The organism is Oceanobacillus senegalensis, assembly GCF_900176885.1.
GTDB lineage: Bacteria > Bacillota > Bacilli > Bacillales > Amphibacillaceae > Oceanobacillus > Oceanobacillus senegalensis.
Genome location: NZ_LT839648.1, coordinates 1,088,437 through 1,104,105, shown reverse-complemented (window position 1 = coordinate 1,104,105; position 15,669 = coordinate 1,088,437). Strand labels below are relative to the sequence as shown.

15 protein-coding genes, 1 pseudogene and 2 other annotated features (1 of these 18 only partly in view) are annotated in these 15,669 nt (G+C 35.3%); all 16 genes and pseudogenes read right to left on the bottom strand.

What is annotated here, in order from left to right:
* Nucleotides 1-7: 7 nt before the first annotated feature.
* Nucleotides 8-520: a Spo0B domain-containing protein gene (locus CAO17_RS05170; protein WP_085991791.1), complete on the bottom strand. Its 513-nt coding sequence runs from the start codon at nt 518-520 to the stop codon at nt 8-10.
* 156 nt (nt 521-676) lie between these two features.
* A complete protein-coding gene (rpmA, locus tag CAO17_RS05165) occupies nt 677-967 on the bottom strand; it encodes a 50S ribosomal protein L27 (RefSeq protein ID WP_085991790.1) in 291 nt (96 codons plus the stop codon).
* Nucleotides 968-982: 15 nt separating this feature from the next.
* The gene (locus CAO17_RS05160; RefSeq protein ID WP_085991789.1) at nt 983-1,318 is read right to left on the bottom strand and encodes a ribosomal-processing cysteine protease Prp; all 336 of its coding nucleotides are present in this window, start codon (nt 1,316-1,318) and stop codon (nt 983-985) included.
* 12 nt (nt 1,319-1,330) lie between these two features.
* Complete coding sequence (gene rplU / locus CAO17_RS05155) at nt 1,331-1,639, bottom strand: 50S ribosomal protein L21 (RefSeq protein ID WP_085991788.1); 309 nt, start codon at nt 1,637-1,639, stop codon at nt 1,331-1,333.
* Nucleotides 1,640-1,652: 13 nt separating this feature from the next.
* Nucleotides 1,653-1,724: a sequence feature (ribosomal protein L21 leader region), on the bottom strand.
* A 258-nt stretch (nt 1,725-1,982) separates the two neighbouring features.
* On the bottom strand, nt 1,983-2,843 hold the full coding sequence (locus CAO17_RS05150; protein WP_085991787.1) for a site-2 protease family protein: 861 nt from the start codon (nt 2,841-2,843) through the stop codon (nt 1,983-1,985).
* Nucleotides 2,830-3,597, bottom strand: a complete 768-nt coding sequence (locus CAO17_RS05145; protein ID WP_085991786.1) for a M23 family metallopeptidase — start codon at nt 3,595-3,597, stop codon at nt 2,830-2,832. Before CAO17_RS05145 ends, CAO17_RS05150 begins: the two co-directional genes overlap by 14 nt.
* Before the next feature lie 379 nt (nt 3,598-3,976).
* Nucleotides 3,977-4,777: a septum site-determining protein MinD gene (gene minD, locus CAO17_RS05140; RefSeq protein WP_085991785.1), complete on the bottom strand. Its 801-nt coding sequence runs from the start codon at nt 4,775-4,777 to the stop codon at nt 3,977-3,979.
* Nucleotides 4,770-5,456 (bottom strand): septum site-determining protein MinC, encoded by a 687-nt coding sequence (gene minC / locus CAO17_RS05135; RefSeq protein ID WP_085991784.1) that lies wholly within the window; start codon nt 5,454-5,456, stop codon nt 4,770-4,772. The genes minD and minC overlap by 8 nt, the downstream gene beginning before the upstream one ends.
* Nucleotides 5,457-5,511: 55 nt before the next feature.
* Nucleotides 5,512-6,039, bottom strand: coding sequence for a rod shape-determining protein MreD (mreD, locus tag CAO17_RS05130; RefSeq protein WP_085991783.1), 528 nt, complete (start codon nt 6,037-6,039; stop codon nt 5,512-5,514).
* A 2-nt stretch (nt 6,040-6,041) separates the two neighbouring features.
* On the bottom strand, nt 6,042-6,911 hold the full coding sequence (gene mreC, locus CAO17_RS05125; protein ID WP_085991782.1) for a rod shape-determining protein MreC: 870 nt from the start codon (nt 6,909-6,911) through the stop codon (nt 6,042-6,044).
* Nucleotides 6,912-6,923: 12 nt separating this feature from the next.
* Nucleotides 6,924-7,964 carry a rod shape-determining protein gene (locus CAO17_RS05120; RefSeq protein ID WP_085991781.1) on the bottom strand — a complete coding sequence of 347 codons (1,041 nt, stop codon included), beginning with the start codon at nt 7,962-7,964 and terminating at the stop codon, nt 6,924-6,926.
* 206 nt (nt 7,965-8,170) lie between these two features.
* Nucleotides 8,171-8,311: pseudogene (locus CAO17_RS05115) on the bottom strand (JAB domain-containing protein); the annotation flags it as partial.
* A gap of 338 nt (nt 8,312-8,649) precedes the next feature.
* A complete protein-coding gene (locus CAO17_RS05110; protein ID WP_245831765.1) occupies nt 8,650-10,266 on the bottom strand; it encodes a reverse transcriptase/maturase family protein in 1,617 nt (538 codons plus the stop codon).
* Between the two features lie 554 nt (nt 10,267-10,820).
* Nucleotides 10,821-11,390, bottom strand: a complete 570-nt coding sequence (gene radC / locus CAO17_RS05105) for a RadC family protein (protein ID WP_085991779.1) — start codon at nt 11,388-11,390, stop codon at nt 10,821-10,823.
* Nucleotides 11,391-11,563: 173 nt separating this feature from the next.
* Nucleotides 11,564-12,463, bottom strand: coding sequence for an SPOR domain-containing protein (locus CAO17_RS05100; protein ID WP_085991778.1), 900 nt, complete (start codon nt 12,461-12,463; stop codon nt 11,564-11,566).
* A gap of 371 nt (nt 12,464-12,834) precedes the next feature.
* A complete protein-coding gene (locus tag CAO17_RS05095; protein ID WP_085991777.1) occupies nt 12,835-15,486 on the bottom strand; it encodes a valine--tRNA ligase in 2,652 nt (883 codons plus the stop codon).
* A 76-nt stretch (nt 15,487-15,562) separates the two neighbouring features.
* Nucleotides 15,563-15,669 (bottom strand) — a binding site (T-box leader); it runs 129 nt beyond the window's last position.

Sequence of the window (15,669 nt, the reverse complement as noted above, 5' to 3'; positions counted from 1 at the left end):
CACCTCACTAATTCCTTTGAAGCTGAAATCTACCAATGATTCCTTCCTCATTTTGAATGATGTCTATATTTTCTTCATTAATCGTAAAAGTATGATTGTGGAATCCTTCCACAAGAAAGTGTCCTTCTATCACACTCGATTCATTATTTTCTTGCAAAACAAAATCTATGTAATATAATTCTGACGGATTGCATGTTTCCTCTAGATAATTCATAATATATTTACTTTTCGATAATAAAATCTGATCATACTCATGTAGTGATTCATTTTCAATATGTATGGTATAAGCCATACGAAAATTTTTGTAAGAATGATTAAACTGTATAAGCCATAAAATAAAATTCGGTGCTTCTAAACCAATCAGCTTCCGTTCCTCATTTAAATAAGAGAACAACTCATTCATTTTTGATGCTGCTTTTTCTGTTTTCCCCATACTTAAATATCCTTGAACTAATTGCAAACGATTCATAAGATCATGACGATAATGTTGAAGTAGACGTACAACTTCTATCTCTACCATAATCTCCCTCCCCCATTATTATGAAAGTATAGCAGAAATTAACCGAAAGTCCATATATTCCTACAATTATTATACTTGATAACGAGTCCTTCACAGCATATCCATGGTATCCATAATAAAAAAACTCCAACCAACAAAGTGGCTGGAGTTTTATTTTTATGCTTCTTGTGCAACAGGGTAAACACTAACTTTTTTGCGCTCACGACCATAGCGTTCAAATTTAACAACACCATCAACTTTGGCAAAAAGTGTGTCATCTCCACCGCGACCAACATTTTCACCTGGATAAATCTTTGTACCGCGTTGACGATATAAAATAGATCCACCAGTTACAAATTGTCCATCAGCACGTTTTGCACCAAGACGTTTTGCTTCTGAGTCACGACCGTTCTTAGAACTACCAACACCTTTTTTCTGTGCGAAAAATTGCAAGTCCAAACGTAGCATGTTTCCACCCCCTATTTAACCTTGAGTATCTTTAATTTGAATGAACTGACCATATTCCAGTTCCATTGACTTTAAAGAAATAAGCATCCCTTCGAATAAGAGCTGAACTTTATCCAACAATTGAGAATCAAGAATTTCAGGTATAGTAACGTATAAATAGCCACCATCTGCACCTTGATCTATATCTAATTCGATGTCGCATAATTCCATCACTGCATTAACCGTTCCAATAGATACTGCTGAAGCACCTGCACATACTAAATCATATCCGTATGGACCACTATCCGCATGTCCAGACATCTTAATTGCAGTTATTCGATTGTTTCTCCTTAATACAGTTACTTGAATCATTTACTTATATCCTTATGCATTAATTTTTTCGATTACTAATTTAGTGTAAGGCTGACGATGACCTTGTTTACGATGATAGTTTTTCTTTGGTTTGAATTTTACAACTGTAACTTTCTTTTGACGGCCTTGTTTTTCAACCTTAGCAGTTACAGTAGCACCTTCAACGTAAGGAGCACCAACTTTAACATCGTCTCCGCTTACGAAAAGAACTTTATCAAATGTTACAGATTCATTTTGATCTGCAGCAATTTTTTCAACGTAAATTTCTTGGCCTTCTTCAACTTTTAGTTGTTTACCACCTGTTTCAATAATTGCGTACATACTTGCACCTCCTTAATTCACTCAGACTCGCCATACAGGTACCTATCATGGTTTAGAAACCTGCTCTGTGCGGTTGTAGCACTGGTGCTACTTTGAATAACATAATGATATTATCATTTACATTGCATAATTGTCAAGTAATGGTTCAGCTTATTTGTTAATTTTAATAGAGTTATCTATGCTTTGTGACAATTACTACTCGCAATTGTATTAATTGTGCAGTAACCAAAAATGGCCACTGAATCAATGTGGATAGTACTTACCAATTTCATAAACAACAATCTTTTAAGAATACCATTCGTAAAAAATACTTTTTGGAAATTAATTTATTTCTATGCTTAGCCTAGTTGTCTATAAAAAAGTCCCCTATCGGTTGAGTATGTTCATGACGATTAAAGAAGGTGTGTAGGCAATCATTTTCATCTACTGCTATCCGCTCTTTTTCAGGATAAGTAATATAGATAGGGTGTTTTTTCTCACGTCTAAAGCGTGAAAAGACATCCATGAAGGTGCTTTCCGAAGACACAGTTATCGGATGGACCTTTGAGACATGAGACTCTCCTTCGTATCGATTTAATAAAAATCGAATAAATACGTAATATCTTCGCTTCCATTCCGTCCAGTTTTCCATTAGTAAAAAGAGCAAAATGAATATAGCACTGAGTGTAAAGGAAAATATTGTCAATTGCAAAATAATGAAAATGATGCTAAAAACGATAGAGAAAATAATCATCCCATGATATGCCTGCTTATAGGGAAAGTATTTTGATAATATCAATAATATAAATTTCCCTCCGTCTAGCGGAAATATCGGTAAAAGATTAAATAAAAGAATGATTGAATTATAATAGAATGCTATTTCTAGGATTCCCGAAGGTATTGTATCTAGAAAAGACAAAAAAAATAAAAGCAGGTGTATAACCACATGTTGAAATGGTCCTGCCACGGTTACTAATGCTTCCTCATTTATAGGACGGTTCCCATGTTCGTCTGTATCTAAAACACCTCCAAATACCCATAGCATAATTCTTCTAATCCGCCATTTAAAAAATTTGGCCATCATATAATGTCCTAGTTCATGAATAAGCACGATGGATAATATAATGAAAAGCTCCATAAATGTTCCTGTTACTATAGAAATGATAATAAAAATTAATAAAACTGGATGAATTTGTATTTTTGGAAGAATACTATGGCTGTTCATCGACTTGAATCACCTGAACTGGATCAATAAATTTATTATCTTTTTCAATAGCAAAGTAAACCATTTCATTATCTACAGATGGCTTAAACGTACCCAATGGTTGATTATTAGCCACAAATTGATATAAATGAACATCTATATCACTTAAGTGCCCATAACTACTGGTTGTGCCATTTGAATGCTGAACAACTACAGTTTTGTTGGTTTCTTGGTCATTTCCAGCAAAAATAACAATTCCTTCACGTAGAGCGGAAACTTCCGTAGTTTCTCCAGGTGTTATCATAATTCCTTTTCCATTAGTATGGAATGATTCTGTAATACTGCCACTCACTGGGAGAACTAAAGATTCACTTAATCCATTAGTTTGCGGATATTCCGGGGAGAAACCCAATGGACTGCCAAACGTTTCACGGTACCACTCATTCACCTGGGCAAAAGGAAATTCTTCTGTTAACGCATGACTTGTCCAAGCTTTTGGAGTCTCGAGAACCTGTGAATCAGATTGTTCCATTAATGCAATACCTAGGAAAAGCATCACTGATAGCATTCCTTTAAGAACAAGTCCAGCAACCATGCTGTTTTCCCCCGTATTATCACCATTATCATCTGCAAAAAATGGATAATACCCATGTTTCTCCTCTTCCTGAGGCAAACTAGGGTATACCTTCCTTATCTGATTGCCTTTTGAAACCCCCCCCCTTAATTTCTTCCTACGCTCAATTGATTTACGTACTCTTTTAACTCCCTTATCCATTATCCTCACTATCCTTCACCAGCATTTGTACAAGTATATGAACACATGAATTAACTTATGATTGTCAATTACAATAGCTGTTTTCTTAAAAAATTAGTTATTGAGTCACAAAATATATATGATGTGTATTAACTCTATTCCATAGTGGTGCAGGTTGATTTCCACTACGGACAGTCGCTTTCCGTGGGCACGGTCTCAGCCTCCGTAGCGGTATTTGTGCTCAAATGATAGCTTATTGCACAACATCCTTCAACTACGAAGTAATCTTCAAACAAGCTACTTAGAAAGCATAAATAATAAGCTTATATTATATAAAAAGAGATGCATGAAAAGTCCTCTTTACATGCATCTCTTTTTGTCTATTATTCTCTTTAATAGTTTATGACCTTATTCCGAAGAATCGCTTTACTTTTTGAAACATTCCTATTTGATTTTCCAATGATTGTAATGGTACGGATTCACCTAAGATTCTTCTTGCAATATTACGATAAGCAATGGAGGATTTAGATTTAGGTTGGAGGGCTACTGGTTCTCCTTTATTGGAGGCGCGAATTACCTCTTCATCATCTACAACAATACCTATTAAGTCAATGGACAGCAATTGAACGATATCATCTATATCAATCATATCACCTGACTTAACCATATGATTACGGATACGATTGATAACTAATCTTGGAGATTCTTTCATATCCTCCTTTTCTAGCAATCCAATAATCCGATCAGCATCTCTAACACTAGACTTTTCTGGTGTAGTAACAACAATCGCTCTATCCGCTCCCGCAATAGCATTTTGGAATCCCTGTTCTATACCTGCAGGACAATCTATAATAATATAATCATATTCTTGTTTTAATTCAGAAATGATTCTCCTCATTCCTTCAGATGTAACAGATGATTTATCACTAGTTTGTGCTGCAGGAAGTAAGGATAAATAATCAAATCGCTTATCCTTAATTAGGGCTTGCTTTAGTTTACAGCGTTCTTGGATAACATCTACTATATCGTATATGATTCTATTTTCTAATCCCATAATAACATCAAGGTTTCGTAATCCAATATCTGTATCTATTAAACAAACCTTATTCTCCATTAAAGCTAAAGCTGTACCAATATTAGCTGATGTAGTTGTTTTACCAACACCGCCTTTACCAGAGGTAATAACTATTGCCTCACCCATTTTGTACTCTCCTTTCGAATCTGCCGAGTTCTTTCCGTTTATGTATTAGAACTTGCAGTCTGTCAATAATGATCTTGTTCTGTTTTTCGTCTACAAGACCACATTCCATATACACACCATCAGATTCATAGTCTGGAGATCGACTAATATAATCCGCAATTCTAAGTTGTGTAGGTTTCATAAAAGAAGCAACAATGCATGTATTCATATCCCCTTCAAAACCTGCATGTGCTACACCATATAGATTTCCCATAATATATATATTACCTGTCGAAATAACTTTACCACCTGGATTTACATCACCAATTAATAGTAAGTCCCCTTTTACTTCAAGAACTTGTCCGGATCTGATAATTTTATTTATTACTTTTACCTTGCTTTCTTCTTTCCATTTTAGGGCATCCTCTTTACGTATTACCTCTGACTCAACAGATTCTATTTCGAACCCATTATCTACATTAATAATCTCGGTTAACTGGTTCTCTTGTTCTTCTAGTAAATAGCGTTTTCCCAGTTTTACTTTTACCGAAACAATCGGTTCGTCTTTTTTTGGCTTATTATTTTTTATTTTATCATCTAATTCTTTAATCGCATCATTAAAAGAACATAACTCGTCGATAAAAAGAGTAAGTCCTTCCCTCGTACCTTTTATTGTAATTAACTGTTTCTTATCCTGCACAATAAGTTCACCTCATTAACATTTCTAATCAGCTAAAACTGATTAGTCCTGCCTATTAATCCCAGTTCATTTCTCTTCCCCATTTATAAAGTCTTTTTGAGAGAATCGGATAGAAAATTAAAAAGAATGCTAGATTTAGTGTCACTGTTGGGACTAAACGATTTAACCAATAGTTATCCCAATTCACTTCAATTATACCTACTAAATTATATATAAATGTAATAACGTAATCACTTAAAATTAGTCCTAATATACTAAACAGAAACGTAACGAAAAAATTTCCCTGTAGGAATTTCTTCAAAACATGAATAATATAAATAACTAGTGCATAAGAAAACATATAGACTCCTAGTATACCAGTATAAACAATGTCTACTAACAAACCAAATATAACCGCATACAATAATGCATAATAGGTATGGGTTCGATCAAAAAAGACAGAAATAAAAATTAATAAGATAAGAATCCAATGAGGTACCATTAAAGAATCCCTTAATAGAAAATTTGATGGTAAAAATTGAATTGCTATCCCTTCTAAAATAAGAAATAGAAAGAGGAATAAAGGGATATATATACGTTTCATTTCTATTCTTCCTCCTCTTCTACCTCTGTAAGCGTTCGATCTAATACCATAACATGATTGATTTCGTACATATCTGCAGAGGGCTCTACTAGTGCTGTACGTGTTAACCCATATTGGTCTGGAACTACTTCCTTAACCGTACCTATTGGCATTCCAGCTGGAAAAACTCCCCCCATACCAGAAGATACAACTAACTCATCTTCTTTAATATTTTTATCCGATTCTTCGATAATTCGAAACATCAAAGTATTCGTTTCATCATCAAAACCTTCAATTACACCAAAAATATCACTTTCACCTTCTCGGGAAATAGTTGCTGATATTCGGTTGAATTGGTCAAACCCCGTTAGTAATTGTACCTTGGAGGTAAATGGGTGTGTCGTTTGTATTTTCCCTATCATTCCTTCCGCAGTAATTACAACCATATTTTCTTTTACCCCATGTTGCTTCCCTTTATTAATCGTTACTACATCTAACCATTGCTCAGGTGACCTTGATATAACTGTAGCTTGTATAACTTGATATTCCCTTAATGACTCAGATTCTTTTAAGTCTAAAGCATTTCTTAATTCCTTATTTTCCTCTTTTATTTCTTGAACTTCGTATATTAGCCCCTTATATTGTCCAAGCTGTTCTCTTAAAATTTTATTTTCATTATACGTGTTTTTCAAATCTTGAATATTTGAAAAGATATCCGTTATAAAAGTAACAGGAGTATGTATGATATTTTGACTCCAGCCAACGGTATCATTAATAAATTGCTCTACCACTGTTAAATTTTCTCTATCCCTTAAGGAATAACCTATTAATGCGACAAGAATAATAAAACTAATTAAAAAAACAAATAATTTCTTATTTCGAAAAAATGGCATTACTACACCCTCTTAATCAATGAAAAGACTCGAAGATACATTGGGATGGGAACGGAAATGTTGAATATACTCCAACGATTTACCAGTTCCAATTGCTACACTGTCTAACGGATTTTCTGTAACAAATACAGGCATCTTCGTCTCCTCACTAACTACCTTATCTAGATTTCTTAGTAACGCACCTCCACCAGATAATACAATTCCACGATCCATGATATCTGCTGCTAGTTCTGGAGGTGTCTTTTCTAACGTATTTTTTACTGCTTCTACAATGGGATCTACCGTATCATTTAATGAAGAAGCTATTTCTTTAGACGTAATGGTAACGGTTTTAGGGAGGCCGGTTAATAAATCCCTACCACGGATGTCCAATTCTTGATTTTCGGTAACTTCACCAGCTGTTCCAATATCCATTTTAACGGACTCCGCAGACCTTTCCCCAATTAATAAATTATATTGCTTTCGAATATGGTTAATGATTGCTTCATCCATATCATCTCCAGCAATACGAATGGATTGGCTAGTTACAATTCCTCCCAATGAAACAACCGCTACTTCTGTTGTACCTCCGCCAATATCAACTATCATACTTCCTGTCGGCTCCCAAACTGGGAGGCCAGCCCCAATTGCTGCAGCAAAAGGCTCTGCGATTGGATACGCATCTTTTGCACCTGCCTGTTTAGTTGCATCTATGACTGCTCTTTCTTCAACCATTGTAATACCAGAGGGAACACAAATCATAACATTCGGTTTCCTAGCAAAAATGGAACGCTTTTTCATTGCCTTTTGTATGTAATATTTCACCATAACAGAAGTTGTATCATAGTCGGCTATTACCCCATCTTTCATTGGTCGAATCACCTGAATATTCCCTGGAGTACGCCCAATCATATTTTTCGCAGCCATCCCAACCGCTTCAATCTCACCAGTATCCGAATTTGTTGCTACTACTGTAGGTTCTCTAACGACTATGTCCTTTCCATTTACAAACACCAATGTATTTGCGGTTCCTAAGTCAATTCCTAAATCTTGCGAAAAACTTAATCGTCCCAACAAAAATCTCCCTCTCCAACTCAACAATTCAATCCCTTTTGTAAATTAACTATATCGGTTAATGCTTGATGTTGCAAACAATCAATTAATCAAATCGAACGCAATCATTTTAATAAGCGCCATATTCAATTATTATCGAAAAATGGCGCTAGCTTTTATTATTCTATATAATTATACGAAAAAAATACTAAAATGAATAGTATAAGTTACAAGTATCCTTTCTCTTTTAACGATACAAATTTTCGATCACCGATGATAAGGTGGTCCAATAATTCAATCCCTATCATTTTTCCAGATTCAACTAATCGTCTTGTAACATGAATATCTTCTTGAGAAGGACTTGGGTCGTAGGGTAGGAATCATGCGCCTTACTTTGTTTCCAAAACAGGTTTCACAATTCCCCCCTCAGAACCGTACGTACACCTTTCAGCGTATACGGCTCGCCAGTTGACTAATCAGAATTTGCTTCTCATGATGGTCATGTTGGAATTTGTAACAAAGGCAATGGTTGTTTTGTTTCCTTCTATCATTCTCTTGTTCAAGTATAGTAGATATTTTTTTAAGTCCTTTTACTTTCGGAGATGTAGAATAAACTTCCATCCGACCTTCTATTATACCACAGGATTCGCATTTGTTTGCTAATTAACGCTGTTCAAATTTAGTTCTACTCTAATATTTCATTATATTAACTAAGGATATCAATATCAGGAGAGTCTGCTTTGATTGCACCTTTATGCCTTGGCATATCTTTCAGCTTTACAAACTGATGTAATTTTTCATTGCCATGTTCATTTTTCCTGACAAATGATAAACCCCCTTGTTTATGGGTTCGCATGCTGGAAGCAACCTTCATAGATGTGCTCCTTCGTTTATTAGCGATTGTTTTAATGAAACTACTTTCGGCTAAATAAAATAGTTTATCTAAATAATGATAGTTATTAGCTAACTTGTAGTAATTAGCGACTCCACACAATTCAGTGTTATAGGTATGAAGTATTTCCACTTCCGAATTGTTTACTAGTTTTGCTCTATGTACAATTTTAAAGTTGTTTAAATTACCATATCCGTTTTTAATTGCCATTTCTTTCATTTTCTTTTCAGGAATCTTTAACTTTATCGCACTTGATAAACTTCTCTTCTTCAATGGATGTTTTTGGTTTTTATAGGTAGCTCTTTTAACCTTAGCCTCATTCCATCTGTGAAATTGGTATCCAAGAAAGGGTATTGGATTTTCTAGATGAGTAATAAATGTTTTTTCATCACTAAGCTCTAGATGAAGTTCCTTTTCAAGAAAATATTTAATCGTTTCTTTCATTTTTATAGCACTCTGTTTTGAGCCAGCAATTCCAATCACAAAATCACCGGCATAACGGACGTATTTCATTCTTTGATTGTTTTTAGCCATTAGGTCCATAGAAGAAACGTTTACTAGTTTGGCTTTAAGCTCCTGGATATTTAGGACTAACTCCTCCCTTCCTTGCCAATGGCTATGCCGGTTTATATCATCTAGTCTTTTAACCTTTCGTGAAAGTATTCTAATCTTAGAGTGAACCTCGATGTAATCCTCATTTCTTACTCTAACCTTACCTTTATTAAATCCCTTAATTTGTTTTTCCATAAACAGGTCAAACTCATGAAGATAGATATTGGTTAGAATAGGAGAAATGACACCTCCTTGTGGTGTGCCACTATAGGTTTTATGGAATGACCAATTTTCCATTACCCCATTAGTAAGAGCATTATGAATTAATAGTAGGAAACGACGATCTTTTATTTTTTTTGATATAAGTTTTAGTAATGCCGTATGATCAATATGGTTGAAGAAACCCCTCATATCTCCTCCAATACACCATGTGAGACCTTTCCATGTATTTTTAATTTGAGAAAGTGCTGTATGACAGCTTCTACCTTCTCTAAACCCATGTGAGTTTTCAGAGAATCTTGGCTCATAAACATTTTCCAATATCATTCTCATAACTTCCTGTACTAACTTATCTTTGAAATAAGGAACTCCAAGCGGTCTCTTTTTACCATTTAACTTAGGAATGTAAACCATCGGTGCAAAACGGAATGTTCCAGCTTTTAATTGCGCTATGATGTCATCTACTTTTTGTAAACTGAAATCATCGATTGTTTCATTCGAAGTTCCTTTTATTAAATTTCCTGGATTCGGATATAGTTTTACATATGCTTTAATCCACAACTCTTTGTTATACATAAGTCGGTAACAATCCATAATCATGTTTCCTTTTTGAGAAGCATTCCTTATAACGTCTAACTGTCGAAATGGATTAATTGCCATGTTCATGACTCCTTTCTAGTTAACGTTAACATCAACCTGTCTCCCTTCCCCCTGCTAAACTCATTACAAGCAAACGTTGGGTACTACGGAGTCTCCGTTACCATATGCATAATCATTAGACCGCTGTCTAATAGCCAATTGGCACTTGCACGTAGGTAATCCCTGCATTATGATATAATTTTAGATACGTGATGGTTAGGTATCCCTTTTGACGGTTTCCTCGGGGCCCGAGGATTGAAGGACAAACCTTACTATGGATAGGAAAGTAGCCATTTCCCAAGGACGCTCAGGAGATACGTCCTCCATTTTGCCCTCATTGCCTGTTAACTACCGTAGACAATGGCGCACCCATCGCTCACTCGTCTAGAATTCAAGCAGTGTAGCTTTTACCATACATCACTTGGTCTGAAGAACTGACTCGACCAATAGATAGCTTAGTCGTCTTTTCTCCTTTTCACATCATGCTCTGTTCCCTTTTTGGGTTTCCCCTTAAGGTAAGATGCTGACCATAGAACATTGTAAGGAGTTCAAGATTTCCTTAGAAATCGCTAAAATTAAGCACTTTGCAGGCGCACTCCCGAGGGATGATTATGCACAACGATAATTGAAGCTGAAGACCGTTTTACGGCTTCACGATAAACTTCACGCGGATGTACGATAGAAGCATTGAGACTACCAATAAAAATAGTTTGTCTATGGATAACTTGATTTTTAGTATCGAGAAATAATACAACAAAATGCTCCTGTTTTAAACTTCTCATTTCCTCCATAACAAATTCCGCTCCGTCATCAGGTGATCGTATAACATATTTTTCATCTGGTCGATACTGATTCATTCTCTTCCCTATTTCTATTGCCGATAACAGTAACACCCCTTTCGCAGTACCTATCCCTTTAATTGCTATCAATTCTTCAATTGTTGCATCTTTTAATAGTTTTAAACCCTCAAAATGCATTAAAATACGATTGGAAAGGGACATTACTGATTCATCCTTTGTACCACTACCTAACAAAATTGCAAAAAGCTCTTGATTCGACAAGTGATTCGCCCCATACTTTAATAGTCTCTCACGTGGCCTATCTTCTTTAGGTACATCCTTAATCATAATTGATTCTGCTGGCATTCTATCTCCTCCCTATTAAGATACCACTATATTAACGACTACTAAATAAACTGACAAATGGAGAAATAGAAAAAATTACTTTGGCATACCTAGTCAAAATGTAAATTTGCTTAAAAAAAATTGCTATTTTTAGATATATTTCTTGTCTAAAATAAAAAAACAGACAACTTTTTCTAGTTATCTGTTCCTTCTTTTATATTTTCATAAGCATACATTATTTCTAGCATTTGCTGATGGGCTTCTAAGCCACTTAGTGTTTCTGTATTAAGTGTTAAGCCTAGTAATTTAGAAAGTGTATTAGATTCACTAACTTGATTATTAGTTAAGCTATTCCAATTATCTTTGGAAAGGCTGTTCGATGATATTAGAGACTCGAGTACCGTCTGCCATGATTGCTGAAATTGCTGTAACCAACTATACTCTGCTTCTGTTAGTTGCAATTCTTGACTTTTTGTAGACCATTCTTTGACATATACGTCAAATTCTCCTGTATTAAGTTCCTCTGCCAGGTTAGTTGCCTTTTCCTTTGTAGCAGTAATTCCTAACAAAAGATAATATTGGTTATTGCGTTGCCAGACTATTGTTGGTAGTCCGAGACTACTAAAATTAGCTGCCCAAGCCTCCGCGTTTTCCATTTCTGAGAAAACACCGGCTTGTAGTACAAATCCGCTAATTGGCTCTAATGAGTATTTTGACATTTCATTTCCATTATGATTTACATTCTCATCACTTTCAGCTTCATCGGAACTAGCTGGAAGAGCCGTCAAACTTTGACCGGTGATGTCCGATTCAACATCAATTAAGATTTGAAACATAATCACACTTAAAATAGATCCTATTAGGATTGCTGAAGCTATAGCAATAATTACAGGTTTAAACATTTTAAATTTACTAGTTTTATTCTGTAAGGTAACATTAGATAAGTCAGTTTTTCGATCAAATGGCTGCACCGGTTCATCTGACTCCTGAAGGGTTGCCGCTGACTCAAGATTAGATGATTGGATGGATTGGTCCGGATATTTGTTGATTACCTTACCATTTTCCTTGACGATAATTTGATTCTTCTCGTCCATATTTGTCCCCTTCCTTTACTAGAGTCGTTTGTTATACTCTAGCACAGTGAAAATGAAAAGTAAGACGAATACTGTCGCTCTATTAAAAAATCGTTTGACATACAGTTACAAATTTCCTGGCTATACCGCAAAATTCAAGTACAATACTCTAATATAAAAATTTATCACCACTTTTATATCGTTTATATCCTCTATACCAAGGTTCTTGACATTTTGTGATTTTTGTTGTTTGATTTTCACATTTGAAATTACCAAATGAAATTAATGATCATTCTATAGATTTTTATACAGTTAACAATGAACTTTTATATTGCTAAACAAATAGTACATTAGAAAAAGCAGAGCAATCGTTATGCTCTGCTTTACTAAAATTATTTTTGGTTCTGTAGTTCTTCCAGTCTTGCTTTCACTTTTGCTTGTTTATCAAGATAGTCTTCTTCTTTTTTCCGTTCTGCATCAACTAATTTTTGTGGTGCTTTACTAACAAATCCTTGATTAGAAAGCTTCTTCTGAACGCGTTCTACTTCCTTATTCCATTTATCTAATTCTTTTTCTAATCGTTTGATTTCCTTATCAAAATCGATTAAGCCTTCTAGAGGTAAATATATTTCTGCACCTGTTACTACTGCTGTCATTGCCTTATCTGGGACGTCCACATTTGTAGTAATAGATAATTCACTAGGATTACAGAAATTTTCTAAGTAAACTCGATTGGCTTCTAATTCACTAACTACCGTTTCGTTTTCTGCTTCGATAATCATTTTAATTGGTTTGGATAACGGTGTATCTACCTCAGCGCGAATATTACGTACAGATTTAATAATAGACACTAAACGTTTCATTTCACTGGCTGCTTTTTCATCATGAAATTCTTTTCTTACTTGTGGCCATTTAGCAACTGTTATAGACTCACCTTTATGAGGAAGTTTTTGCCAAATTTCCTCGGTAATAAAAGGCATGAATGGATGTAACATACGCATCGTTTGATCGAGTACATAAGCAAGAACAGAACGTGTTGTATTTTTCTTGTCTTCATCATCCCCATATAGTGGGAGTTTAGCCATTTCGATATACCAATCACATAGTTCATCCCAAATAAAATTGTACAAGTGGCGACCTGATTCTCCAAACTCATATTTATCGTTATTCTTCGTAACATGTTCAATGGTTTCATTAAGTCTTGTTAAGATCCATTTATCTGCAAGTGTTAGTTCACCTGTAAGGTCGATATCATCATAAGTAAATCCTTCCATGTTCATGATAGAAAATCTTGATGCATTCCAAACTTTATTTGCAAAATTCCAGGTGGATTCAACTTTTTCCCAATAAAAGCGTAAATCTTGTCCAGGTGTAGAACCGGTAAGGAGGAAGTATCTTAAGGAATCCGCACCATATTTTTCAATAACATCCATTGGATCTACACCATTACCTAATGATTTACTCATTTTACGGCCTTCGGAATCTCTAATTAAACCATGTATTAAAACATCTTTAAATGGTCTTTCCCCTGTGAATTTCTTCGATTGGAATATCATTCTAGCAACCCAGAAGAAGATAATATCATATCCTGTTACAAGTACATCTGTTGGGAAGTACCTTTTGAAATCTTCTGCATCTGTATTAGGCCAGCCCATTGTTGAAAACGGCCATAGCGCTGAAGAGAACCATGTATCTAATACGTCTTCATCCTGTTCCCAATTTTCTGCGTCCTTTGGAGCTTCTTTTCCAACATAAATCTCACCAGTCTCTTTATGGTACCATGCTGGAATACGATGCCCCCACCATAATTGTCGTGAAATACACCAATCCCGAATATTTTCCATCCAATTTAAATAAGTACGTTCGAAACGATCCGGAACAAAGTTTACTTTTCCTTCTCCTTCTTGCATTTCTATTACAGCATCTGCAAGAGGCTGCATTTTTACAAACCATTGGGTTGAAAGGTATGGTTCAACAACTGCACCACTCCGTTCCGAATGCCCAACCTGGTGCACACGTTCTTCAATCTCAAATAGTACACCCATATCTTGTAAATCTTTTACAATTTGTTTTCTACATTCAAAACGATCCATTCCTTGATATTTTCCAGCATTTTCATTCATGCTTCCATTTTCATTCATAACTAGTATTCGCTCTAAATTATGACGATTTCCAATTTCAAAGTCATTTGGATCATGTGCTGGGGTAATCTTTACTGCCCCAGAACCTAATTCCATATCTACATATTCATCAGCAACAATTTCAATCTCACGACCAACAATTGGCAAGATAACTGTTTTCCCAATTAAATGTTGATAGCGCTCGTCTTTTGGATGCACTGCTACGGCAGTATCTCCAAGCATCGTTTCTGGACGAGTCGTAGCAATTTCGATTGTTTCCTCACTGTCTTTAATTGGATAGTTCATGTGATAAAATTTTCCTTGAACTTCCTCATAAATAACCTCTATATCAGATAAAGCTGTTTTTGTTGATGGGTCCCAGTTAATAATATACTCCCCACGGTAGATAAGTCCTTTTTCATATAACTTTATAAATACTTCTTTTACAGCATCTGATAATCCTTCATCTAATGTGAAGCGTTCACGTGAGTAATCCAGTCCTAGTCCAAGTTTCTCCCACTGAGAACGGATAAAATCAGCATATTCCTCTTTCCATTCCCAAGCCTTCTCTAGAAACTTTTCTCTCCCTAGATCGTAACGATTGGTCCCTTGTTCTTTTAATTTTGCTTCTACTTTAGCTTGTGTTGCAATTCCCGCATGGTCCATTCCAGGAAGCCATAATACATCATATCCTTGCATACGCTTCATTCTTGAAATGGTATCCTGCATCGTTGTATCCCAAGCATGGCCTAAATGTAATCTTCCTGTTACATTTGGGGGTGGAATAACTATCGAATATGGCTCTCTTTCTGGATCATTTGGTGCCTCAAAAAATTTACCCTCTAACCAAAATTGATAACGGCCTTTTTCCACCTCCTGAGGATTGTACTTTGGTGGAAGTGCCGTAAACTCCTTCTCACTCATCTGATGAAAACCTCCTTAAAAAAATATCTTGATAGATGGTGTAGATTCTGGAAATCAAAAAAGCCCCTTTCATCCATAAAAGGACGAAAAGGGTCTAACTTCCGTGGTACCACCTTTGTTTACAGATTATATGTATTACATGAACCTGTACACTTATTCCAATAACGGCTGTTACCGGCTTCT